19 protein-coding genes are annotated in these 23,286 nt (G+C 70.6%); 5 read left to right on the top strand and 14 right to left on the bottom strand.

What is annotated here, in order from left to right; genetic code table 11:
* The first annotated feature begins 13 nt into the window (after window positions 1-13).
* Entirely contained in the window at window positions 14-937 is a 924-nt protein-coding gene (locus tag ACFV3I_RS17800; protein ID WP_247981952.1) for a pseudouridine synthase, read from the top strand.
* Between the two features lie 18 nt (window positions 938-955).
* Here the strand turns inward: ACFV3I_RS17800 and ACFV3I_RS17795 are convergent, their stop codons facing one another.
* The 6 genes from ACFV3I_RS17795 to ACFV3I_RS17770 all read right to left on the bottom strand — a co-directional run bounded on the left by ACFV3I_RS17795 (window position 956) and on the right by ACFV3I_RS17770 (window position 8,207).
* Window positions 956-1,615: a methionine ABC transporter permease gene (locus tag ACFV3I_RS17795; protein WP_136030431.1), complete on the bottom strand. Its 660-nt coding sequence runs from the start codon at window positions 1,613-1,615 to the stop codon at window positions 956-958.
* A complete protein-coding gene (locus ACFV3I_RS17790) occupies window positions 1,615-2,658 on the bottom strand; it encodes a methionine ABC transporter ATP-binding protein (protein WP_136030433.1) in 1,044 nt (347 codons plus the stop codon). Before ACFV3I_RS17790 ends, ACFV3I_RS17795 begins: the two co-directional genes overlap by 1 nt.
* A 103-nt stretch (window positions 2,659-2,761) precedes the next feature.
* Window positions 2,762-3,664 (bottom strand): MetQ/NlpA family ABC transporter substrate-binding protein, encoded by a 903-nt coding sequence (locus ACFV3I_RS17785; RefSeq protein WP_378823859.1) that lies wholly within the window; start codon window positions 3,662-3,664, stop codon window positions 2,762-2,764.
* A gap of 125 nt (window positions 3,665-3,789) precedes the next feature.
* The gene (locus ACFV3I_RS17780; protein ID WP_378823857.1) at window positions 3,790-5,556 is read right to left on the bottom strand and encodes a Na+/H+ antiporter; all 1,767 of its coding nucleotides are present in this window, start codon (window positions 5,554-5,556) and stop codon (window positions 3,790-3,792) included.
* A 41-nt stretch (window positions 5,557-5,597) separates the two neighbouring features.
* Window positions 5,598-7,421, bottom strand: a complete 1,824-nt coding sequence (locus tag ACFV3I_RS17775) for an ABC-F family ATP-binding cassette domain-containing protein (RefSeq protein ID WP_378823856.1) — start codon at window positions 7,419-7,421, stop codon at window positions 5,598-5,600.
* A gap of 45 nt (window positions 7,422-7,466) precedes the next feature.
* On the bottom strand, window positions 7,467-8,207 hold the full coding sequence (locus ACFV3I_RS17770) for an alpha/beta fold hydrolase (RefSeq protein WP_136045695.1): 741 nt from the start codon (window positions 8,205-8,207) through the stop codon (window positions 7,467-7,469).
* A 102-nt stretch (window positions 8,208-8,309) separates the two neighbouring features.
* Here ACFV3I_RS17770 and ACFV3I_RS17765 point away from each other — a divergent pair, with 102 nt between their 5' ends.
* Complete coding sequence (locus ACFV3I_RS17765; RefSeq protein ID WP_378823854.1) at window positions 8,310-9,686, top strand: DUF222 domain-containing protein; 1,377 nt, start codon at window positions 8,310-8,312, stop codon at window positions 9,684-9,686.
* A gap of 327 nt (window positions 9,687-10,013) precedes the next feature.
* Entirely contained in the window at window positions 10,014-11,261 is a 1,248-nt protein-coding gene (locus tag ACFV3I_RS17760) for an MFS transporter (RefSeq protein ID WP_378823853.1), read from the top strand.
* Between the two features lie 152 nt (window positions 11,262-11,413).
* Here the strand turns inward: ACFV3I_RS17760 and ACFV3I_RS17755 are convergent, their stop codons facing one another.
* The 6 genes from ACFV3I_RS17755 to mgrA all read right to left on the bottom strand — a co-directional run bounded on the left by ACFV3I_RS17755 (window position 11,414) and on the right by mgrA (window position 18,900).
* Entirely contained in the window at window positions 11,414-12,532 is a 1,119-nt protein-coding gene (locus ACFV3I_RS17755; protein WP_136028598.1) for a sugar-binding protein, read from the bottom strand.
* 59 nt (window positions 12,533-12,591) lie between these two features.
* On the bottom strand, window positions 12,592-13,965 hold the full coding sequence (gene mmsB / locus ACFV3I_RS17750) for a multiple monosaccharide ABC transporter permease (RefSeq protein ID WP_136028597.1): 1,374 nt from the start codon (window positions 13,963-13,965) through the stop codon (window positions 12,592-12,594).
* On the bottom strand, window positions 13,962-15,482 hold the full coding sequence (gene mmsA / locus ACFV3I_RS17745) for a multiple monosaccharide ABC transporter ATP-binding protein (RefSeq protein WP_241115732.1): 1,521 nt from the start codon (window positions 15,480-15,482) through the stop codon (window positions 13,962-13,964). Before mmsA ends, mmsB begins: the two co-directional genes overlap by 4 nt.
* A 278-nt stretch (window positions 15,483-15,760) precedes the next feature.
* Complete coding sequence (locus ACFV3I_RS17740; protein WP_136028596.1) at window positions 15,761-16,774, bottom strand: LacI family DNA-binding transcriptional regulator; 1,014 nt, start codon at window positions 16,772-16,774, stop codon at window positions 15,761-15,763.
* A 118-nt stretch (window positions 16,775-16,892) separates the two neighbouring features.
* Window positions 16,893-17,825, bottom strand: coding sequence for a 4-(cytidine 5'-diphospho)-2-C-methyl-D-erythritol kinase (locus ACFV3I_RS17735; RefSeq protein ID WP_378823851.1), 933 nt, complete (start codon window positions 17,823-17,825; stop codon window positions 16,893-16,895).
* 7 nt (window positions 17,826-17,832) lie between these two features.
* Window positions 17,833-18,900 carry an L-glyceraldehyde 3-phosphate reductase gene (gene mgrA / locus ACFV3I_RS17730; RefSeq protein ID WP_136036205.1) on the bottom strand — a complete coding sequence of 356 codons (1,068 nt, stop codon included), beginning with the start codon at window positions 18,898-18,900 and terminating at the stop codon, window positions 17,833-17,835.
* A gap of 271 nt (window positions 18,901-19,171) precedes the next feature.
* Between mgrA and ACFV3I_RS17725 the strand changes: the two genes are divergently transcribed.
* Window positions 19,172-19,993 (top strand): carbonic anhydrase, encoded by an 822-nt coding sequence (locus tag ACFV3I_RS17725; RefSeq protein WP_378823849.1) that lies wholly within the window; start codon window positions 19,172-19,174, stop codon window positions 19,991-19,993.
* Between the two features lie 206 nt (window positions 19,994-20,199).
* Here the strand turns inward: ACFV3I_RS17725 and rsmA are convergent, their stop codons facing one another.
* Entirely contained in the window at window positions 20,200-21,069 is an 870-nt protein-coding gene (gene rsmA, locus ACFV3I_RS17720; RefSeq protein ID WP_378803903.1) for a 16S rRNA (adenine(1518)-N(6)/adenine(1519)-N(6))-dimethyltransferase RsmA, read from the bottom strand.
* Window positions 21,070-21,123: 54 nt separating this feature from the next.
* Between rsmA and ACFV3I_RS17715 the strand changes: the two genes are divergently transcribed.
* The gene (locus tag ACFV3I_RS17715) at window positions 21,124-22,407 is read left to right on the top strand and encodes an MFS transporter (RefSeq protein WP_378803902.1); all 1,284 of its coding nucleotides are present in this window, start codon (window positions 21,124-21,126) and stop codon (window positions 22,405-22,407) included.
* Here ACFV3I_RS17715 and ACFV3I_RS17710 read toward each other — a convergent pair.
* Window positions 22,386-23,279 (bottom strand): TatD family hydrolase, encoded by an 894-nt coding sequence (locus ACFV3I_RS17710; protein WP_378803901.1) that lies wholly within the window; start codon window positions 23,277-23,279, stop codon window positions 22,386-22,388. The genes ACFV3I_RS17715 and ACFV3I_RS17710 overlap by 22 nt on opposite strands.
* Window positions 23,280-23,286: the final 7 nt, after the last annotated feature.

The raw sequence follows: 23,286 nt of genomic DNA, 5'->3' as shown, positions 1-23,286 counted from the left end.
CGAAGGCCGAACAATGGGCATGCCCTCCCCGCTCCCCGTGCGCGACGGCGTCGGCGCCACGCGACTGCACGTTCCGCTGACCGGGGATTGGCCGACGATCGCGGACTACATGGTCGAGCGGTTCTTCCACCTCGACCCCGAGCGGCTGCTCGTGCGGTTCGACCGCGGCGAGATCGTCGCCCGCGACGGACGACCGCTCAGGCGGGAGACGCCGCTGGGCGCCGAGGAGTTCGTCTGGTACTACCGCGAGCCGCCCGTCGAGAAGGAGATCCCCTTCACCGAGGAGATCCTGCACGAGGACGACCACCTCGTCGTGATCGACAAGCCGCACTTCCTGCCCACCACCCCGGGCGGCAAGTACCTGCAGAACTCGGCTCTCGTGCGGTTGCGGAACCGGCTCGGCAACCCGGAGCTCACGCCGATCCACCGCCTCGACCGCGCGACCGCCGGGCTGCTGATGTTCTCCGTCCGCCCCGCCACCCGCGGCGCCTACCAGCTGCTGTTCGAGGATCGACGGGTCGAGAAGGTGTACGAGGCCGTATCGGCCCGGCCCGCCGGCTGGGATCCCTCCCGCTTCCCGCTGGTGTACCGCACCCACATCGAGAAGCACCGCGGAGAGGTGCGCGTGCAGGTCGACGACACCCGGGAGCCCAACTCGGAGACGCTCATCGACGTGATCGACGCCGACGACCGCGTGGTGCACACCCTGCTGCGCCCGCACAGCGGCAAGATGCACCAGTTGCGCGTGCACCTGGCCGCGCTCGGGCTCGGCATCCTGCACGACGGCTTCTACCCGGAGCTGCTGCCCGAGCAGCCCGACGACTTCTCCCGGCCCCTGCAGCTCCTGGCCCGGGAACTGCGGTTCCTGGACCCGCTCACCGGTGAGGAGCGCGTGTTCACCACCCGCCGGAGCCTGCAGGACGCCCCGGCGCGCTGACCCGCGCCCCACCGGGGGTCAGCGTCGCATGATCCTCCGGGCGAGCCGCGTGCCCAGCAGCTGCACCAGGTGCACGAACACCACGATCAGGATGATGGCGGCCCACATCACGATCGGCTCGAACTGCCGGAAGCCGTAGATCTGCGCGAACGCACCCAGGCCGCCGCCGCCGATCAGACCGGCCATCGCGGTCATGTCGATGAGCGCGACCACGATGAACGTGTAGCCGAGGATCAGCGGTCCGAGGGACTCCGGGATCGCGACCGTGAACAGGATGCGCCACGGCCCCGCCCCCATCGCCCGCGCCGCCTCGATCACGCCGGGCGACACCGACACGAGGTGCTGCTCCACGATGCGGCCGATCGCGAACGCCGCCGCGAGCCCGATGATGAACGCGCCCGCCGTGGTGCCGATGCCCGACCCCACCACGAGCCGCGCGAACGGCTGCGCGACGGCCATGAAGATCACGAACGGGATGGGTCGGAAGAAGTTGACCCCCAGGTTCACGAGCACCGAGACGACCCGGTTCTGCAGGAGTCCACCGGGGCGCGTGATGTAGAGGATGATGCCGATCGCAAGACCGAGGATCCCGCCGAGCACGAGCGCGAACGACGCCATGTACAGCGTCTCCAGTGCGGCCGACCAGAACTCGGGCCACAGTTCGTTCAGACGATCCATCAGCGGGCCTCCTCTGCGGCGATCACGGTCACGTCCACGCGCTCACCGATCGTCGTGAGCGCCCTGTCGATCGCGGAGGAGTCGCCGCGGATCGCGAGCGTCAGGTGCCCGAACGCCCTGCCCCGGATGTCGTTGATGCCGCCGTACACGAGCTCGAAGTCGAGTCCGGCGGCCGCGAGGTCGAGGAACACCTGCGCCTGCGACGAGTCGCCGTCGCGGAACGAGAACGTGACGAGGCGCCCGCGATGCCGCTCGCGCAGCACGGCGAGCTCGGACGGCGACGGCACGCCCTTCACGACCGTGCCGACGAAGCGCTGCGACGCCGGGTTCTGCGGCGCCGAGAACACGTCGAACACGTCGCCGCGCTCGATCACGCGACCGTTCTCCATCACGGCGACCTTGGTCGCGATCGTCTGGATGACGTCCATCTCGTGGGTGATGACCACGATGGTGACGCCCTGCTCCTCGTTGACCCGCTTGAGCAGGTCGAGGACCTCGTGCGTGGTCTGCGGGTCGAGGGCGCTGGTGGCCTCGTCGGCGAGCAGGATCGCGGGCTTGGTGGCCAGGGCCCGGGCGATGCCGACGCGCTGCTTCTGGCCGCCGGACAGCTGCTCGGGGTAGGCCTTCGCCTTGTCGGACAGCCCCACGAACGACAGCAGCTCGGTCACCCGCGCCTCGATGTCGGGCTTCGACCAGCCGGCCAGCGTCAGCGGGTAGGCCACGTTCGACCGCACGGTGCGCGAGGAGAACAGGTTGAACTGCTGGAAGATCATGCCGATGCCGCCGCGCACGCGGCGCAGTTCGCGTTCGCCGAGCGTGGTGAGATCGACGCCGTCGACCGTGATGGTGCCGCTCGTCGCCGGCTCCAGGGCGTTGATCAGGCGCACCAGCGTCGACTTGCCGGCGCCGGAGTAGCCGATGATGCCGTACACGTCGCCCTGGTCGATGTCGAGGGTCACGTCGTCGACGGCGACGACCTCCGGTTCACCGTGACTGCGGGAGGGGTAGGTCTTGGACACGTTCGTCAGGGAGACGATCGGCATGTGCTGCTCCGGTCTGGGTCTCGGGAAACGGAGAATCGGGCGACGCGAGAGGCGCCACCCGATTCTCCCTCACGGGGTGGGGGTGCCCCGCACCCCCACTGCGTCACTTCTTCGCGTCGGCGTCCTTCTGGACCTTCTCCAGCGAGGCCACGAGGTCCTTCACCGGGGTCTGCAACGCCACCGCCGTGCCACCGGAGGACTCGAGGAGTCCCGCCTGCACGTCCTCGTTCGTCTGGAAGATCTCGACCAGCTTGTTGTAGGTCTCGTTGTCGGCATCCTCCGCGCGGGCCGCGAAGATGTTCACGTACGGCAGGGCGCTCGGGTCCTCGGGGTCGTCCTGCGCGATCGCGTCGTCGAACGTGAGCCCGGCGTCCTCCACGAAGTCGTTGTTGATGATCGCAGCGGCGACATCGGGCAGTGAGGTGGGGATGAGCGCCGCCTCCAGCGCCTTCACCTGCACCTTCGACTTCTCGGTGTCGACGTCGGCGAGGTCGGAGTAGGGCGTGCCGCCGCTCTTCAGCTCGACGAGGCCGGCCTGCTGCAGCACGTTCAGCGCGCGGGCCTGGTTCGACGCGTCGTCCGGCACGGCGACGGTCTCGCCCTTGGGGATGTCGTCCATGTCGTCGTACTTCTTCGAGTACAGGCCGAGCGGGTAGATCGCGGTGGAGCCGATCGGCGTGAGGTCGGAGCCCGAGGCGTTGTTGTACTCGGCGAGGTACACGATGTGCTGGAACTGGTTGAGGTCGATCTCGCCCTCGCTCAGCGCGGGGTTCGGCTGCTCGTAGGAGCCGAAGTCGACCAGCTCGACCGTGATGCCCTCGTCGGCGGCAGCCTCGACGAAGGCGGGCCACTGCGCGTCGCCCTTGCCGACGACCCCGATCTTGACGGTCTCGTTCTCCGCGTCGCCGGAACCGGCGTCGGAGGAGGCCGTCGCGCATCCGGAGAGCGCGACGAACAGCGGGACCGCGGCGAGCGCGGCGAGGACGGTGGTGGTGCGGCGGGACATGATGAGGGGGTTCCTTCCTGGCGGGACCCGACTACGTTAGGCAGGTCCGGCGCAGGCGGCGGAATCGCGCCGTCACACGGCGTCACAGGTCCCGGCGGCGCCCGGGGCGGACCACCGGGTGAGGGTCAGTCGAACTCCTCGATGCCCTGCAGACGCACCTGTTCGAGGTCGAGCCGGGCCGAGATGCGCCGCACCACCAGGTCGTCCACGGTCCCGGCGCTGCGCAGCCCGAGCAGCACCTCGCGCTTGCGGTCGAGCAGCGCGAGCTTGAGTCGCGTGTGCTCCTCGTGCCGGATGAGCGGAGAGCGCTGGGCCAGGTCGACGTCGGCCGAGGTCGCGATCATCTGCAGCACCGTGCCGTCGCTCGACTCGGGGTCGACCGCGCCGCCGACGCCGCCGTCGGCTTCCGGCTCCCCGGTGCCCTCCTCCCCGCCGATGCCCAGGGGGTCGGGCTCGCCGAGCATGTCGTCCAGCGCCTCGGCCTCCGCGTCGATCAGGGCCTGCTCCCGCGCCAGGGTCCGGGCGTTCGCGAACTCCAGGTTGCGATACCCCTCGGCCCGCACGTGATCGCGCACCTCCGCGCCGACGCCGTGCTCGGCGGCCAGGTCGTCCAGCGCGGCCAGAGCGGCGCCGGAGATCGCGCGCTCCGCGAGCTCGAACTCCTCGGCCTCCGCGTGGTCGACCGGGAACCGCGCCCAGCGCACCAGGGCCGGCAGCATGGGGGCCTGCGCGAGCAGACTGAGCAGGATCACCCCGGCCGTCACGAGCACGATCTCGTCGCGGCCGGCGATCGCGCCGCCCTCGGTCACGGTCGTGGGCACCGACAGGGCGATCGCGAGCGACACGGCTCCGCGCATCCCCGCGACGGTGGACACGAGGCGCGCACGGGAGCGCGAGCCAGGGGCCGGGCGGGCGGACGGCCTGCCCTGGAACAGCACGTTGAGCAGCTGGAACAGGTAGCGCACGACCAGCAGCGTGGCCCACACCGCGAGCGTGATCAGCACCAGTCGCCCGATCACCGACGGCGGCACCTCGTGCACCACGTACTGCACCTCGAGCCCGATGAGCACGAACAGCGCGCCGTTGAGGAGGAACACGCCGAAGGGCCACGCCGCGTCCGCCTGGCGCCGCGACGCCGCAGTCGTCACGCGCGGCGACACCCAGGCCACGATGAGTCCGGCCACGACCACGGCCAGCACCCCCGAGGCGTGCACCATCTCGGCGACCAGGAACGCCGAGAACGGCACGAGCAGCAGCGTCACGTTGATGACGATGGTCGACGACATGCGACGCAGCAGCAGGTACGCGATCGCGGCGACCGCGACGCCCGCCGCGACCCCGCCGACGTACGACACCAGCACGTCCCACGTGACGGAGAGCGGCGTGACCTGGCCGCCGAGCGCGAGCGACACCGCGATCGCATACAGGACGAGCGCGGTGCCGTCGTTCGTGAGGCTCTCCGCCTTCAGCTTCATGAACATGCGTCGCGGCAGCAGACGTCCGAGCGCGGCGACCGCGGTGGCATCGGGCGGGGCGACGGCGGCGCCCAGGACGAGCGCGACCTCCCACGGCATCCCGAACAGCACGCCGATGCCCGCGACCGCGAACGCCGAGGCCACCACGAGCAGGGTGCTCATCGGCAGGATGTAGCGGAAGTCGCGGCGGATCGAGCGCAGCGACGTGGTGAGGCTCTCCCAGAACAGGATCACGGGCAGGAACAGCAGCAGCACGGTCTCCGGCGGCAGCTGCACCTCGCGCAGCTCGGGCACGAAACCGAGCAGCAGTCCGAGCAGGACGAGGACGAGCGGGAGCGCGAGACGCACGCGCGGGGCGATCAGGGTTCCGACGAGGATCGTGAGTCCGAGCAGGACGGTGACTTCAAGGCCTTCCATCCCTACCTCCCAACGCTATGGGGAGAAGGATATTCCTGGTCTCAGCCGATCTGTTCGGTGAGTTCGAACCAGCGCAGCTCGAGCTCCTCGATCTCGGCCTCCTGCGCCGAGATCTCCTTCATCCGCTCCCCCAGTCCGGCGTAGTCGGACTGGTCGTGGTCGGCGAGCGCGTGCTTGGCCGCGTCGACCTGCGCGGTGAGCTTCTGGATGCGTCGTTCGAGCGCCGCGACCTCCTTCTGCGCCGTGCGGAGCGCGGCACCGTCGAGGCCGGTCGGTGCCGCCGCAGCGGCACTCGCGGAGGGCTTCGACCCCTCGGCCTCCACCCGCTCGCGCAGCCGCAGGTACTCGTCCACGCCGCCGGGGAGGTGGCGCAGCCGTCCGGCGCCGTCGGGTCCCGGGAGGATCGCGTACTGCTGGTCGGTCACGCGCTCCAGGAAGTACCGGTCGTGGCTGACGACCAGGAGTGTGCCCGACCAGGAGTCGAGGAGGTCCTCGATCGCGGCGAGCATGTCGGTGTCCATGTCGTTGGTCGGCTCGTCGAGGATCAGCACGTTGGGCTGGTCGAGCAGCACGAGCAGCAGCTGCAACCGGCGCTGCTGGCCGCCCGAGAGGTCTTTGACCGGTGTCGACAGCTGCGCCGACGAGAACCCGAGCCGCTCCAGCAGCTGACCGGGCGTGAGGTCTTGCGCCTTCGACCCGGCGCCGAGCGTGTAGGAGGTGCGCAACCCGGAGATCACCACGCGCACCGGGTCGTTCCAGTGCGGCGTGAGCTCGTCGAGGCGCTGCGTGAGGGTGCGCACCTGCACGGTCTTGCCGCGCTTGACCCGGCCCTCTGTCGGCTCGACGGCACCGGAGATCAGCCCGAGCAGCGTGGACTTCCCCGCCCCGTTCACCCCGAGGATGCCGGTGCGCTCCCCCGGTGCGATGCGCCACTCCACGTCCTTCAGCACCGTTCTGGTGCCGCCGTCCTCGGTCGGGTAGGTCACGCCGACGTCGAGCAGGTCGACCACGTCCTTCCCGAGCCGCGACACCGCGAGCGACTGCAGCGACACCTTGTCGCGGATCTCCGGCACGTCCGCGATCAGCTCGTTGGCCGCGTCGATGCGGAACTTCGGCTTGCTGGTGCGCGCGGGGGCGCCGCGGCGCAGCCACGCGAGCTCCTTGCGGGCGAGGTTCTGCCGCTTCGCCTCGGTCGCCGCGGCCATGCGGTCGCGCTCGACCCGCTGCAGGATGTACGCCGCGTAGCCGCCCTCGAACGGCTCGACGATGCGGTCGTGCACCTCCCACGTCTCGGTGCAGATCTCGTCGAGGAACCAGCGGTCGTGCGTGACGACCAGCAGCGCCCCGGCGTTCGGGGACCAGCGCTTCTTCAGATGACCGGCGAGCCAGGTGATGGCCTCGACGTCGAGGTGGTTGGTGGGCTCGTCGAGCGCGATCACGTCCCAGTCGCCGGTCAGGAGCTTGGCGAGCGACACACGCCGCCGCTGGCCGCCGCTGAGCGATCCGATCCGCGCGTCCCACGGGAGCTCCCGCAGCAGCCCGTCGATCACATCGCGCACCCGGGCGTCGCCCGCCCACTCGTGCTCCGGCACGTCGCCGACCACGGCCGCGCCGATCGTGAGGTCGTCCGGGAGCGTATCCGCCTGGGTCAGCACACCGATGCGGGTGCCGCCGCGCACGGTCACCCGGCCGGAGTCCGGCTCCTTGGTGCCGGCGAGCATGCCGAGGAGGCTGGACTTGCCGTCGCCGTTGCGGCCGACGATCCCGATGCGGTCCCCCTCCTCGATGCCGAGGGTGACGGAGTCGAAGACGACGCGGGTCGGGTATTCGAGGTGCAGGGCTTCGGCCCCGAGAAGATGTGCCATGTCCTCTCCAGGGTAGTCCCGGATCGCCGGCCGCCCGCCCTGTCGTCAGCGGGAGCCGAAGAGCTCCGGCAGCGCCGCGGTGAACACGTCGAAGTGGCTGTACCAGACGGTGTGCGCCGCGCCAGGGATGCTCCGCACGCGGACGCCCTCGTGCTCGAACCGGCGCGCGTCCTCGTCGGTGACCCACGCGCTGGGGTCGGCGCGGACGACGATCGAGCCCGGTGCGGCGCTCCAGTGCCCATCGGAGCCGCACGACACGGACGCGGCCGTCGCGGCATCGAACCGCTCGGCCGCGCGGGCCTCCGCCTCGGCATCGGCGACCGAATAGAACGGACGCGCGCGGCGCAGCTCGGTCGGCGACAGGCGTGCACGCCGGTCGTGTTCGTACTGCGACACCAGCGCCGCGCGATCCTGACCGCCCTGCAGGGTTAGCGCCGCGTCGACGTAGACGGCGAGCGCCGGTTCGAGTCGCGGGGCGGCCGCGGCGAGGACCGTGGCACCGAAGGAGTGTCCCATCGCGGCGATCAGGGGCGGGCCGGGGGTGGCGGACGGGGGCTCGAGGAGGCGCACCAGGGTCTCGACGACCGCGTCGGCCGCGCTCTCGATCGTGAGCTGCGGATCGCGCGGCGAGAGTCCGTGACCGGGGAGATCGAGCGCGAGTACGCGGAAACCGCGCTCCGTCAGCGCGGGCACGACGCGGTGCCAGCTCTCGGCGGAGCCCATCATGCCGTGGAGGAGCACGACCGTGTGCTCGCCCGAACCGGCTTCGACGACGTTGAGAAGCATCGCGTCAGTAAACCACGACCGTTACCTTTCCGTGACCTGACTTTCGTCCACACTCGTTCGATCCTTTGTTCGAATGTCGGTGGTCAGTGATGGAGTGAGGTCATGACCGCGCTGCTCGACGCCACCGACTCCCAGCGGGCGATGCTCGCCGAGCTGGTCGCGGGCCTGGTCGCGGCGGAGCAGACGCTGAGCAGCATGCAGGCCGCCCGCGACGGCTTGCTGGCCCTGGCCGGGCGCCTCGCGGTCGACATCGCCCGGCAGGGGCGCCACCCCGACCACGGCGACCTGGCGATCCGCACGGTCGCCGCCGAGATCGGCGCGGCCCAGCGCGCGAGCGATCGCGCGGTCGAACGGCGCATGTCCGAGGCGTCCTGGCTGGTCGAGCGCTTCCCCGCGGTGTGGGAGGCGCAGGGCCGCGGGCTGATCAGCGCGGCGCACGCGCGCGCGATCCTCGACGCGGGCGCGCATCTCCACGACGCTTCCGAGCGGTCGGCCTTCGCCGACGACGCCGTAGCCCTCGCGCAGACCACCTCGCCCAACCGGCTGCGGCCGCTCGTGCGACGCCTCGCCGAACGCTTCCAGGAGCGCACGGTCACCGAACGGCACCGCGACGCCCGCGAGCAGCGGCGGGTCTGGGTGAAAGACGCAGGCGACGGGATGGCCGACCTGGGCATGCACGGACCGGCGGCACTCGTCCACGGCATGTTCGACCGGCTGTCGCAGATGGCTCACGCCGTACAGCAGGAGAACGCGCGCGCGGAGCGGGGCGCGACCGAGCCCTCCCCTGCCACACCCGACACCCGCACGGTCGACCAGCTGCGAGCCGACCTGCTCTCCGATCTGGTGCTGACTGGCACCCCGGCCGGCCACGACACGGCGGACGGTCTGCTGGGCGAGCTGCGGGCGCGCGTGGAGGTGACGGTGCCTGTGCTGACCCTTCTTCGTGACGATCACCCCACGGCGGTGGGCGCTCCGGCTGAGCTCGACGGTCAGACGCCGATCGATGCGGAGACCGCCCGACATCTGACCGGCGGCGCCGCGGGGTGGGACCGGGTGCTGACGCATCCGATCAGCGGCGCGACGCTCGCGGTCGACCGCTACCGGCCGAGCGAGGAGCTCCGCCGGCACCTGCGAGCGCGCGACCAGCGCTGTCGTTTCCCCGGATGCGGCCTCGCGGCGCGGAAGAGCGACCTCGACCACAGCCACGATGCGGCCCGCGGCGGGAAGACCGAGCACCGGAACCTGGCGACCCTCTGCCGCAGACACCACACCCTCAAGCACCACTCCCCGTGGCAGGTGCGGCAGCGGCCGGGCGGCCTTCTGGAGTGGACGAGTCCGGCCGGACGGAGCTACCTCGACCGCCCGCCGCCTCGGCCATCGGTGGTGTTCGCGGAGGCGGGTGTGCAGGATGGCCGCGGCGCGGGGACCGGTGGAGGCGCATGGGACGCGGGTGCGGACATGGGCGCGGCACCGTTCTGAGTCGCGAGGCTGCGAGCGCATTGACGATGCCGGCGGGTGCGGCGAGCGGTGGGTGCAGCGAGTGCGGCGGGTGCGGCGAGCAGTGGGTGCAGCGAGTGCGGCGGGTGCGGCGAGCGCGGCAGGTACGGCGGGTGCGCCTCCCCCTAGAGTGGAAGCATGTCGAGCCCCGAATCAGACAGGTCGGGGGCTGCCGGTCGCACCGCCAGCCCCGACACTCGCTGACTCGTCGCATCCGCCCCCAGGCGGGCGCTCCCCCGTCGCACCCGTCGCACCGGGCTGACCGTGGTGACCAGAAGACCCCTTCTGCTCTCTCACCTCGGAGTCTCGATGCCTCTTGCCCTCTACTCCCTCGCCCTGACGGTGTTTGTCATGGGCACGTCCGAATTCATGCTCGCCGGGCTCCTCCCCGCGATCGCCGACGACCTCGCCATCCCCGTCGGATCAGCGGGATTGCTCACCTCCGCCTTCGCGATCGGAATGGTCGTGGGCGCCCCGGTGATGGCGGCCTTCGCGCGCGGATGGCCGCCTCGCCTCACCCTGCTCCTGTGCCTGCTCGCGTTCGGCGCGTGCCACGTGCTCGGCGCCCTCACCACGTCGTTCGAGGTCCTGCTCCTCACGCGGGTGGTGAGCGCGATCGCCAACGCCGGCTTCCTCGCCGTCGCCCTGCGCACCGCGACGTCGCTGGTGCCGCCCGGCCAGACCGGGCGCGCGGTCTCGGTGCTCCTGGCCGGCACCACCGTCGCCACGGTCGCGGGCGTTCCCGCGGGCACCGTGCTGGGCGCGGCCTGGGGGTGGCGCGCCACCTTCTGGGCGGTCGCGCTGCTCTGCGTGCCCGCCCTCCTCGGGATCGTCCGCGGCGTCCCAGCGCGCGTGATCGCTCCATACCGGCCAGAGTCCACATCCATACCCACACCAGCGCCCACACCCACACCCACACCCACACCCACACCCGCGCCCGCGCCCACACCCACACCCGCGGCCGCGCCGACCCTGCGTGCCGAGCTGCGCGTCTTCGGCACCCGACCGGTCGCCATCGCTCTGGCGCTCGCGGCGCTGATCAACGGCGGCACGTTCGCCGCCTTCACGTTCCTCGCGCCGATCGTGACCGAGACCGCGCACCTGGCCGAGGGATGGGTGGCGATCGTCCTGGTGCTGTTCGGCGTCGGGTCGTTCGTCGGTGTGACCGTCGCTGGGCGACTCTCCGACCGGCACCCCGGGCTGGTGGTCGGCATCGGCGGACCGCTGCTGCTCGCCGGCTGGACGGCGTTCGCGCTCCTCGCGATCCACCCCGCGGCTCTGCTGGCCGGCGTGCTCGTGCTGGGAGTGCTGTCGTTCGGGGTGGGCAGCACCCTGGTCACACGGGTGCTGTACGCCGCGACCGCGGCGCCGACCATGGCCGGCTCCGCCGCGACCGCAGCCCTGAACGTCGGAGCGGCCGCGGGCCCCGTGCTCGGAGCTGCGGCACTGGAGACCGGCACCGGACCTCTCGGACCGGTCTGGGTCGCGGTCGCCCTCACCGGGATCGCCCTCGCCCTCCTGTTCCTCACCCGCGCCTCCATGACGCGCACCTCGTGACGCGACCTCGTGATCGGCGCCGGTGCGCTGGCGTCACGGGCGCCGCGACCGACACAGCCCCGTGACGCGGGCGCCGGACAGACACGGGTCCCCATGCGGACGAGCCGCCCGCCCCGGAAGGGACGGACGGCTCGTGCGCGGTGCGAATCGTGTTACTGGTACGACTTCACGATCTCGAGGAGGCTCGGCACGTTGGCGTATGCCTCGGCCGCGTTCTCCTTGGTCACGATGACCGGCGGGAGCAGGTAGGCCGGAACGACCTTCTTGCCGTTGTCGTACTGGTCGGTGTCGTTGACGTCGACCTCCTCGCCCTTCTGCAGTTGGCCGACCATCTTGATGGCCTGCTCCACGAGCAGCGTGGTGTCCTTGTTGATCGTGGAGTACTGGACGCCCTCCATGATCGACTTCACCGACTCGACCTCGGAGTCCTGACCGGTGACGACCGGGACGGGCTTGCCGGCTTGCTGCGCCGAGGTGATGATGGCGCGCGCGAGCGTGTCGTTCGGGGACAGGACGCCGTCGAGCGTCTCCGAGCCGTAGCTGGACGTGAGGATCGAGTCCATGCGGCGCTGGGCGTTCTCCGGCTTCCAGCCCTCGGTCGCCGTCTGGGAGATCTCGGTCTGCCCGGAGACGACGTTCAGCGTGCCGTCGTCGATCTTCGGCTGCAGCACCTCCATCGCACCGTTGAAGAACACGGCGGAGTTGGCGTCGTCCGGCGAACCCGAGAACAGCTCGATGTTGTACGGCGCCTCGTGGCCCGCGCGCTCGGCGAGACCGTCGAGGAGCGCCTGACCCTGGAGCTTGCCGACCTCGAAGTTGTCGAACGCGACGTAGTAGTCCACCGCGTCGGTGTTCTCGATCAGGCGGTCGTACGCGATGACGGCGACACCGGCGTCGCGCGCGGCCTCGACCTGGGTGGTGAGCTGCTTACCGTCCTTCGCGCCGATGATGATCACCTTGGCACCGCCCGTGACGAGCGCCTGGATCTGGTTCTGCTGCTCGGCGACCGTGTTGCTGGCCGGCGCGTACTGCACGTCGGCCTTGAATCCCGCCTTCTCGAGACCGGTCTTGAACAGGTCACCGGCCAGGACCCAGTTCTCCGAGGTCTTGTCCGGGAGGGCGACACCGATCGTGGCGTCGGCGGCGAAGCCCTTCGTCGCTTCATCGCCGGAACCCGATCCCGTGTCACCGCCGCGCTCCGAGGAGCAGCCGGTGAGGGCGAATGCGCCCGCGACGACAAGCGCTGTCGCCGACAGAAGAATCTTCTTCATGTGATCTCTTTCTCTGGTGTGTGCAGGTCTCGTCGCGCGTGCGCTGCGCGACGCGGCCCTTACTTTCCGCGCGTCTCCTCGACGGCGGGGGCTTCGTACTTCTGGCTGGTGGGGTAGTTCGTCTTCGTCGGATCGAAGGTGTCGGTGGCCGGGTCCTGCTTGCGGCCGAAGCGACGCGTGAGGAAGCCGGTGATCGAGGGGCGTCCCTGCTGCTTGTTCCACACGTCGATGCCGACCGCGAACAGCAGCACGAGGCCCTTGATCATCGACACGACGTCGGCGCCGGCGCCGAGCAGGGCGAGGCCGTTGTTGAGGAACGCCATCACGAGACCACCGATGATCGACCCGATCACGGTGCCGATGCCGCCCGAGACGGCCGCACCGCCGATGAAGACCGAGGCGATCGCGTCGAGCTCCCAGCCGTTGCCGTCCTGGGGACCGGACGCGGTCGCCCTCGCGACGTAGATCATGCCGGCGAGCGAGGCCAGGACCGACATGTTCATCATCACGAAGAAGTCGACCCAGCGGTCCTTCACGCCCGACAGGCGCGCCGCCTGCCGGTTGCCGCCGACCGCGTAGATGTGCCGGCCGAACACGGTGTTGTTCGTGATGAACGAGTACAGGATGACCAGGGCGAGCAGGATGACGCCCGAGATCGGGAAGCTGGTGCCCTCACGGCCGGTGGCGAACAGCCAGCCCGCGATGAGGATGACCGCCGAGATCAGCACGACCTTGGTGACGCTGACCCACAGCGGCGCCATGTCGGAGCCCATCTTGCGCTGCACGCGACGCGTACGGATCTCCCAGAACACGATCCACGCCACGCCGGCGAGCGCCAGCAGCATGGTCGGGATGTTGAACGGCAGCGGCAGCGCGATCTCCGGCAGGTACCCCGCGCCGATGATCTTGAAGCCCTCCGGAACGGGCACGGACTGCGAGTCGCCGACCCACTGGTTCGCCCCGCGGAAGAACAGCATGCCGGCCAGCGTCACGATGAACGCCGGCACTCCCACATAGGCGACCCAGAAGCCCTGCCAGGCTCCCACGAGCACACCGACCCCCAGTCCCAGCAGGATGCCGAGCGGCCAGGGAAGGTTCCAGTCCTGCATCGCCTTCGCCACCACGATGCCCGTGAACGCGGCGACCGAGCCGACCGAGAGGTCGATGTGCCCCATGATGATGACCATCACCATGCCGATCGCCAGGATCAGGATGTACGAGTACTGGTTGACGACGTTGATGAGGTTCCCGGACGACAGCGTGAGTCCGGTGCCCTTCACGATCCACGTCAGCACCTGGAAGACGACGAGGATGACGACGAGGCTGCCGAGGATGCCGAACTGGCGCAGCGTGGAGGTGCCGCCGCCGCCGAACATCTTCGTGATGTCCTTGAAGTGGAAGCCGCGCTTCGCGGTGGTCGAGTCGGTGGTCATGCGGATGCTTTCTGGGTCGCGGAGGTCATGCTGCGCATGAGGTCCTCGGGGGTCGCCTGGTCGGCCGGGATGCAGTCGGTGACCCGGCCTTCGAACACGGTGTAGATGCGGTCGGAGATGCCGAGAAGCTCGGGCAGCTCGCTGGAGATCACGATCACGCCCTTGCCCTGGGCGGCGAGCTCGTTGATGATCGCGTAGATCTCGTACTTCGCGCCGACGTCGATGCCGCGGGTCGGCTCGTCGAGGATCAGCAGGTCGGGGTCGGTGAACATCCACTTCGCGAGGACGACCTTCTGCTGGTTGCCGCCCGACAGCTTGCCGACGCCCTCCTCCACCGAGGGGGTCTTGATGCGCAGCGCCTTGCGGTAGCGTTCGGCGACCGCGAACTCCTCGCGCGCGTCGACCACCCCGTTGTGCGCGATCTTCGACAGCTTCGCCGCCACGATCGACCGTTTGATGGTGTCGAGCAGGTTGAGCCCCAGCACCTTGCGGTCCTCGCTCACGTAGGCGAGGCCGTGCTTGATGGCCGCAGCGACATCGGGCAGTTCGATCTCCTGCCCGTCCTTCACGAGCGTGCCGGAGAGGTAGGTGCCGTAGGAGCGACCGAAGATGCTCATGGCGAGCTCGGTGCGCCCCGCGCCCATGAGCCCGGCGATGCCGACGACCTCGCCGCGCCGCACGTTCAGGTTCGAGCCCTTCACGACCATGCGCTCCGGCACCGTCGGGTGCTGCACCCACCAGTCCCTGACCTCGAAGAACACCTCGCCGATCTCGGGCGTGCGGTCGGGGTAGCGGCTCTCCAGCGACCGGCCGACCATGCCGCGGATGATGCGGTCCTCGTTGATCTCGCCGCGGGAGATGTCGAGCGTCTCGACCGTGCGGCCGTCGCGGATGATCGTGATCTCGTCGGCGATCTGCTCGATCTCGTTGAGCTTGTGGCTGATCATGATCGACGCGATGCCCTTGGCCTTGAGCCCCAGGATCAGGTCGAGCAGGTGCTGGGAGTCGTTCTCGTTCAGGGCCGCGGTCGGCTCGTCGAGGATCAGGAGCTTGACGTCCTTGTTGAGGGCCTTGGCGATCTCGATGAGCTGCTGCTTGCCGACGCCGAGGGTCTTGATCGGCACGTCGGGGTCTTCGCTCAGCCCGACGCGGGCGAGCAGCTCGATCGTGCGCTCCTTCTGCGCCTGCCAGTCGATGCGGCCGAAGCGGCGGATCTCGTTGCCGAGGAAGATGTTCTCGGTGACGGACAGCTCGGGGATGAGCGCCAGCTCCTGGTGGATGATGACGATGCCCGCCTGCTCGCTCGCGGCGATGTCCTTGAAGCGCTGCTCCTCGCCGTACAGCAGGATCTCCCCGTCGTAGCTGCCGTACGGGTACACCCCGGAGAGGACCTTCATCAGCGTCGACTTCCCGGCGCCGTTCTCGCCGCAGATCGCGTGGATCTCGCCGGCGCGAACGGTGATCGAGACGTCGGCGAGCGCCTTGACCCCCGGGAACTCCTTGGTGATGCTGCGCATCTCCAGGATCGGGCCTGACACGGTCGGCAACGTTGCAGTGGTGCTCACGGATCTTCCTCGCGACGTGCGGTCACCTTCGATGTGACCGTTCACATCGATACATCGTCGTCTCCCGCGGGAGCGGTGTCAAGTCGGCGCGGGCATTCCGTGTCGCGACCGTGATCTCCTCGCGATCCGCAGGAACATGGGCATCCCGGCGGCGCGGCGGATCGAAAGGATTCGATCCGTGGAGGGGCGCGGCCCGCGGGAATCGAGTGCCCCGAGCGCGCCGGATCGGCTCAGCGGGCGGCGGCCGACTCGCGAGCCCGCAGCAGCGTCTGCAGCGCCCCGAACGCGGGCGGATCCTCACCGCGGATCTGCGCCAGCAGGATGCGCACCGCGCGGCGGCCCAGCTCCGGGAAGTCCTGGTGCACGGTGCTCAGCGTCGGTGCCACGTGGGCCGCGACCGGGATGTCGTCGAAGCCGATCACGCTCACGTCATGCGGCACCCGCACCCCCGCGTCGCGGAAGCCGTGCAGCAGTCCGATCGCCATCAGGTCGTTCGCCGCGAACACCGCCGTGAAGTCGCGGCGGTGCGACAGCTCCTTGCCCGCGAAGTAGCCGAAGTCCGCCGTCCAATCCCCGCGGATGGGCGGGAACGTGGGCAGATCGGCATCGCGCAGCGCGTCGAGGTAGCCCCGCATGCGCGACTCCGCCTCGATCCAGTCCTGCGGTCCGGCCAGGTGCAGGATGTCGCTGTGCCCGAGCGAGATGAGGTGCTCCGTCGCGGCTTTGGCACCGGCGACCTGATCGGCCGACAGGCTCACGCCGTCCGAGCCCGACGCCGTCTGCAGAGTGACGAAGGGCATCGCGCCGGACATGCCGCGCAAGACATGGAACACGCGCACCTGTGGCGCGAGCACCACGATCCCGTCGACCTGCTCCCGCTCGAGCTGGCGCACCGCGTTGCCGATGGCCTCCGGCGTGGTCGAGGGGAGGTTGAGCGTGGAGACCGAGTAGCCCTCCTCGCGCGCCGCATCCTCGATCCCGGCGATGGACGAGGTGGGGCCGAACTCGCCGATCGTGGCGGACAGGATGCCCAGCATGTTCGACTTGCTCGTCACCAGCGCGCGCGCCGCGAGGTTCGGCCGGTAGTCCAGCACGGCGATCGCGTCGAGCACCTTCGCCTTGGTCTCCGGCCGGATGCTGGGGTGATCGTTCAGCACGCGGGACACCGTCTGGTGCGACACCCCCGCGAGCCGGGCGACGTCGCGGATGCTCGGCAGGCGGGCACGCTCGGAGGACGTGGACATCACTGCCTCCTCGCGTGTGCACGGTCACATCGTCACTTCATTATGTCTGCCACGACCGCGCCGTGCATCCCGAAGGCGTCAGGGACCGGTGGGCCGGAGGACGTCGCGGCGGGAGACCTCAGCCGAGGATGCGGGCGCCGGGCACCGGCCCGTGCACGTGCAGCGGGTCCAGCCCCTCGTCCCGCAGCCGGGTCTGCACGTCCTGCGCGGTCTCGGGATCGGGGCACAGCAGCGCGACCGTGGGACCGGAGCCCGAGACGATCCCGTGCAGGGCACCCGCCGCGATCCCGCGGTCGATCGTGTCACCCAGATCGGGCCGCTCGTGCAGCGCCGCCGCCTGCAGGTCGTTGTGCAAGGCATCGGCGAGCTGGCGCGGGTCTCCGGTGCGCAGCGCCTGGAGCACCGGGATCGGCACGTCGAGCGACAGCGGCGGGTCATCGGCGAGCGCACCCTCCTCCTCGCGCAGCAGGTCGAGCCGCTCGTACACCACCGGGGTCGACAGGCCCTGCTCGCTCGTCACCAGCAGCCAGTCGAAGCGGCCACGCGCGAGCGCGGGGTTCAGCTGATCACCGCGCCCCGTGCCCACCGCCGTGCCGCCGTGCAGGGCGAACGGGACGTCGGCGCCGAGCCGCGCCGCCAGGTCGTGCAGACGCGCGGGCGACAGACCGGTCCGCCACAGCGCATCGCACGCGACCAGGGCCGCGGCGGCGTCGGCCGATCCGCCCCCCATGCCGCCAGCGACCGGAACGCTCTTGCGCACCTCGAGCGCCACCCCGCCGGTGTGCTCGGTGGCCGTGGCGAGCAGCTTCGCCGCGCGCATCGCCAGGTTGCGGTCGTCGAGCGGCACGGAGCCGTCGTCCTCGACCCCGGACACCGTGATCGAGAAGTCGTCCGCCGGCCGCGCGATCACGTCTTCGTACAGCGACACCGCCTGGAACACCGTCGCGAGGGCGTGGTAGCCGTCGTCGTGGCGGCCGCCGACCCCCAAGTAGACGTTGATCTTCCCCGGCGCGCGCACGTGCACGGATCCGGCGGCCGAGGCGAGGCTCATGACCGGGTCACAGATCCGAGGAGGTGGCCCAGAGGTTCACGTCGATCCCCCCGGACAGCTCGTCGATGCGGGCGAGCTCCTCCGCGGTGAACTCGGGCCCGTCGAGCGCGGCGAGGTTCTCGTCGAGCTGCTCGGGCCGGGACGCCCCGATCAGGGCCGAGGCGACCACCGGGGTGCGCAGCGTCCACTGCAGCGCCAGCTGGGCGAGCGACTGTCCGCGGCCCTTCGCCACGTCGTTCAGCGCCCGCAGCGTCTGCACGGCCTCGTCGGTGAGCTTGCCCTTCGGGAGCGAGCCGCGCTGCTGCGCCCGGTCGGCGGTGCCGTCGCCCAGGTACTTGTCGGTGAGCAGTCCCTGCGCGAGCGGCGTGAACGCGATGGCCCCGAGACCCGACTCCTCGAGCGTCGTCGTGAGGCCGTCCTCGATCCACCGGTTCAGGATGGAGTACGCGGGCTGGTGGATGACCAGCGGGGTGCCGAGATCCTTCGCCACGGCGACCGCCTCGGCCGTGCGCTCGGCGCTGTACGACGAGATGCCCACGTAGAGCGCCTTGCCCTGCCGCACGAGCGTGTCGAGCGCGCCCACGGTCTCCTCGATCGGGGTGACCGGATCGACGCGGTGCGAGTAGAAGATGTCGACATAGTCCAGGCCCATGCGCGTGAGCGACTGCTCGGCGCTGGCGAGGATGTACTTGCGGCTCGCGTAGTCGCCGTACGGGCCCGGCCACATGTCCCAGCCGGCCTTCGACGAGATGATGAGCTCGTCGCGGTAGGGCCGGAAGTCCTCCGCGAAGATGCGACCAAAGTTCTTCTCGGCGGAGCCGTAGGGCGGGCCGTAGTTGTTCGCGAGATCGAAGTGCGTGATACCGCCGTCGAACGCGTGACGCAGCAGTGCGCGCTGGTTGTCGAGCGGGATGTTGTCGCCGAAGTTCCACCACAACCCGAGCGAGATCGGCGGCAGGTAGAGGCCGGACGACCCGACCTGACGGTAGGCGAACCGTCCGTAGCGGCCCTCGTCGGCGGCGTACGGGCGGTGGAGCTCGGGGACATCGGGACGGAAGCGCGGGGAGTCGGTCACGGTGCCAGATTACCGGGCGGTGTGGGATCCGGGATCGCCGTTGCGTGGCGCCCGATGCGCTGGTAGGCGGGGACAACGGGCGGTGCGGGACAACGGGCAACTCCGGGTTTCGTCGCCTACACTCGTGCCGCTCGGACGCCGCGGGGCAGTGACAACTGGCCGTCCGGGTGATCACGCAGTCCGCCAGGGCATCGTCCCGATGGCGTCGCGGTGTGGTGCGCGGCGATCCGCTGTGCCTGCAGCGCGCGCCGCACACTCCGAAGGAAACAACATGAAGATCCGCCCCGCTCTCGCTCTGTCCACCGCGGCCCTCGCGATCGGCGCTCTCGCCGGCTGCGCACCCGCCGCCACGACCCCCGCCGCGTCTGCGTCGCCCTCGCCCGGCGCCTCCGCGGACGCCGAGTGGTCGTACCGCGGCTCCAACGGCCCCGAGCACTGGGGGAAGTTCGGCGCCGCGTGCGAGAACGTCGACAGCTCCCACGAGTCCCCCATCGCCATCGACACCTCGACGGTGCAGATGGGGACCGCCGCGCAGAAGGTCGTGACGCACTACGCCCCCGCCGCGTTCGACATCGAGAACAACGGCCACACCATCGAGGCGATCCCCGAGGACCCCGCGGCCGACTCGATCGAGGTGGACGGCAAGACCTACGAGCTGCAGCAGTTCCACCTGCACGCGAGCAGCGAGCACACGATCGACGGACGCACGGCCCCCGCCGAACTCCACCTGGTGCACAAGGCCGAGGACGGCTCGGTGCTCGTGCTCGGCGTGATGCTGCAGGCAGGGGCGGCCAGCACGGCGCTCGACGAGTTCTTCTCCTCGATCACGCCCACGGTGAGCGAGAAGGGCACGCCGCTGAGCCACGAGATCGACCCGAGCGCGCTCATCCCGGCGGACGGCATGAGCGTGCAGTACGACGGCTCGCTCACCACGCCGCCGTGCACCGAGGGCGTGCGCTGGAACGTCTACCTCACCCCGGTGACGGTGTCGGCGGAGGAGCTCGCCGCGTTCACCGACGTCTACCCCGACAACCACCGACCCGTGCAGCCCCTGCACGACCGCACGCTCACCGAGATCCCTTCGGGGGTCTGAGCTCCGCGTCCTGCCCGCACCTCCGCCGGGCTCCCGCCGCGACGGCGGGAGCCCGGCGGTGTCGAGGGGCAGAACCCCGGGCCGCGCGCGGGGCGTCAGGCGGCGGTGTCTAGGGGCAGAACCTCGGGCCGCGCGCGGGGCGTCAGGCCGCGCAGGGCGTCAGGCGGCGGTGTCGAGGGGCAGAGCCTCAGGCCGCGCGCGGGGCGTCAGACCCCGGCCGCCGCGTCCGGCGCCGCCGGTGCCTGCTGCGCGATGCGCTGGTAGTCGTCGACCGTGAGGTCCTCGCCGCGGGCGGTCGGGGCCACGCCGGCGGCCGTCAGCACCTCGGTCGCAGCGGCCGAGCTGCCGAAGACGCCGGACAGCGCCTGGCGGAGCATCTTGCGGCGCTGGTTGAACGCGGCATCGACGATCTCGAAGGTGCGGCGACGCTCGGCCTCGGAACCGCGCTCGCCCTCCGACCGATCGAAGCCGACGAGCAGGCTGTCGACGTTCGGAACGGGCCAGAACACCTGCCGCGACACCGTGCCGGTGAGCCGCCACTCGCCGTACCACGCGGCCTTCACGCTCGGCGAGCCGTAGATCTTCGACCCCGGCTTCGCCGCCAGGCGCTCGGCCACCTCGGCCTGCACCATCACGACGCCCCGCTGCAGATAGGGGAAGGTCTCGAGGAAGTGCAGCAGCACCGGCACCGACACGTTGTACGGCAGGTTCGCGACCAGGACGGTCGGCTCGCCGGGCAGCTCGGCCACCCGCAGCGCGTCGGCATCGACCACCGTGAGCGCCCCCTCGGGCACGCCGTGCTCGGCGGCGGTCTGCGGCAGGCGGGCGGCGAGGCGGTGATCGATCTCCACGGCGGTGACGGCGGCCCCGGTCTCCAGGATCGCGAGCGTCAGCGAACCCAGGCCGGGCCCCACCTCGACCACGCGCTCGCCCGGCTGCACGCGCGCGGCCTGCACGATCTTGCGGACCGTGTTCGCGTCGGTGACGAAGTTCTGGCCCAGCTTCTTGGTGGGGGTGACATCGAGCTCGGCGGCCAGTCGGCGGATCTCGGCGGCTCCGAGCAGGGTGACGGTCATGCGTCCATTCTCGCCGAAAGCCCGACCGTCCCCGGCACTCGCTATCCTGCGGGGATGCCCTCCCTCGGTGAACTGATCGCTCCGCGGCGCATGGGCAGGGACTTCCGCTGGCTGCTCGCGTCGTCGTGGACGAGCAACATCGGCGACGGCGTGGCGCTGGCCGCCGCTCCCCTGCTCATCGCCTCGATGACCTCGTCGCCGATCCTCGTCGCCTCCGGCGCCGTCCTCCAGTTCCTGCCCTGGCTGCTGTTCGGCCTGCACGCGGGGGCCATCGCCGACCGCTTCGACCGTCGGCGCCTGGTGATGATCGCGAACGCCGCGCGGGCGGTCGTGCTCGCGGCGCTGTGCGTGTTCCTCGTGACGGGCACCGCGAACATCGGCATCGTGCTCGCGGTGGCCTTCCTGTACGGCTCGGCCGAGGTGTTCGTCGACACCGCGAGCAGCACGCTGCTGCCGATGATCGTGAAGCCGGACGACCTCGGCCTCGGGAACGCCCGGCTCCAGGCCGGCTACCTCGTGGCCAACCAGTTCGCCGGTCCTCCCCTCGGGGCGTTCCTGTTCGCCGCGGGGCACGCCTGGCCGTTCCTGGTCGAGGTGCTGTGCGTCAGCCTCGCGGTCGTGCTGATCTCCCGCATGGCCCGCACGCCCGTGCCACCCCGGGCGGACGCCGCCGCGCACCCGCCCGTGCACACCGACATCGCGGAGGGGCTGCGCTGGCTGTGGCGCAACCCGCCCGTGCGCATGCTGGTGATCATCATCCTCGTCTTCAACGTCACGTGGGCGGCGCCGTGGGGCGTGCTCGTGCTGTACGCGACCGAGCACCTGCAGATGGGCCCGGTGGGGTACGGCGCCCTCACCACGGCGTCCGCGGCCGGCGGCATCCTCGCGACGTTCAGCTTCGGGTGGCTCGAACGGCACGTGTCGTTCGCGACCCTCATGCGCATCGTGCTCTCGCTGGAGGTGCTGATGCACCTGGCGTTCGCGCTCACCACCGCCGGCTGGGTGGCGCTGATCATCATGTTCTTCTTCGGCGCGTACGCCTTCGTGTGGGGCACGATCTCCACGACTGTCCGGCAGCGCCTCGTGCCCGCCGAGCTGCAGGGACGCGTCGCCTCGGTCAACATGGTCGGGGTGTTCGGGGGCATGATCGTCGGCCAGGCGCTCGGCGGAGTGATCGCCCAGCTGTGGGGGCTCACCGCACCGTGGTGGTTCGCGTTCGGCGGCGCAGCGATCACGCTGCTGCTGGTGTGGAGGCCGATCTCGCAGATCGTGAGCGCGAGACCGGTCGCCCAGACCGGCCCGGACGACGTGGACGCTCAGTCGGTGAACGAGCCGTAGACCCGCAGGGTGTTCTCGGCGAGCTGCGCGGACAGCTCGTCGACGCCGATGCCGAGCTCGGCGGCCAGGAAGCGGACCGTGATCGGCACGAGGTAGGGCGCGTTCGGGCGTCCCCGCAGCGGCGTCGGCGTGAGGAACGGGGCGTCGGTCTCCACCAGAAGTCGGTCGAGCGGCGTGACCTTCAGCGCGTCGCGCAGGTTCTGCGCGTTCTTGAACGTGACGTTGCCCGCGAACGACAGGTGGTAGCCCGCGTCGGCGCACACCCGGGCCATCGCGGCGTCGCCGGAGAAGCAGTGGAACACCGTGCGATCGGGAGCGCCCACACGCGACAGGGTCTCCAGCACCGCGTCGTGCGCGTCGCGGTCGTGGATCTGCATCGCGATGCCGTGCTTCTTCGCGAGCGCGATGTGCGCCTCGAACGACTCGAACTGCGGCCCGCGGCGCTCCGGCTCGGTGCGGAAGAAGTCGAGCCCGGTCTCGCCGATCGCGCGGGTGCGCGGATGCGCCGCCAGCTCGTCGATCACCGCGAGGGCCTCGTCGAGACCGGCACCGCCGCGACGGCCCTGCTCGGCATAGGTCGGCGCGTCGTTCGGGTGGATCGCCACCGCGGCGAGCACGCGGGGGTCCGAAGCCGCCGCCTCGACCGCCCAGCGCGACGACTCGATGTCGCCCGATGCCTGCACGACCCCGGCGATGCCCACGGCCTCGGCGCGGTCGAGCTGCTCCGTCAGGCTCAACGGCTCGTCGCCGTCCATGATCTCCAGGTGCGCGTGGTTGTCGTACACCGGGACGGCGAGGGGCTCAGGGGCTGCGGGATACCGCAGGTCTTTGCGCCCGTCGCCGTCTCGGCGCTGCACGTACGTCTCGGTCATGGGGTGT

This window comes from Microbacterium sp. NPDC059771 (assembly GCF_042732495.1).
Taxonomy (GTDB): Bacteria; Actinomycetota; Actinomycetes; order Actinomycetales; family Microbacteriaceae; genus Microbacterium; species Microbacterium sufflavum.
The sequence above is the reverse complement of the archived record's forward strand: the minus strand, read 5'-3'. Positions and strand labels throughout refer to the sequence as shown.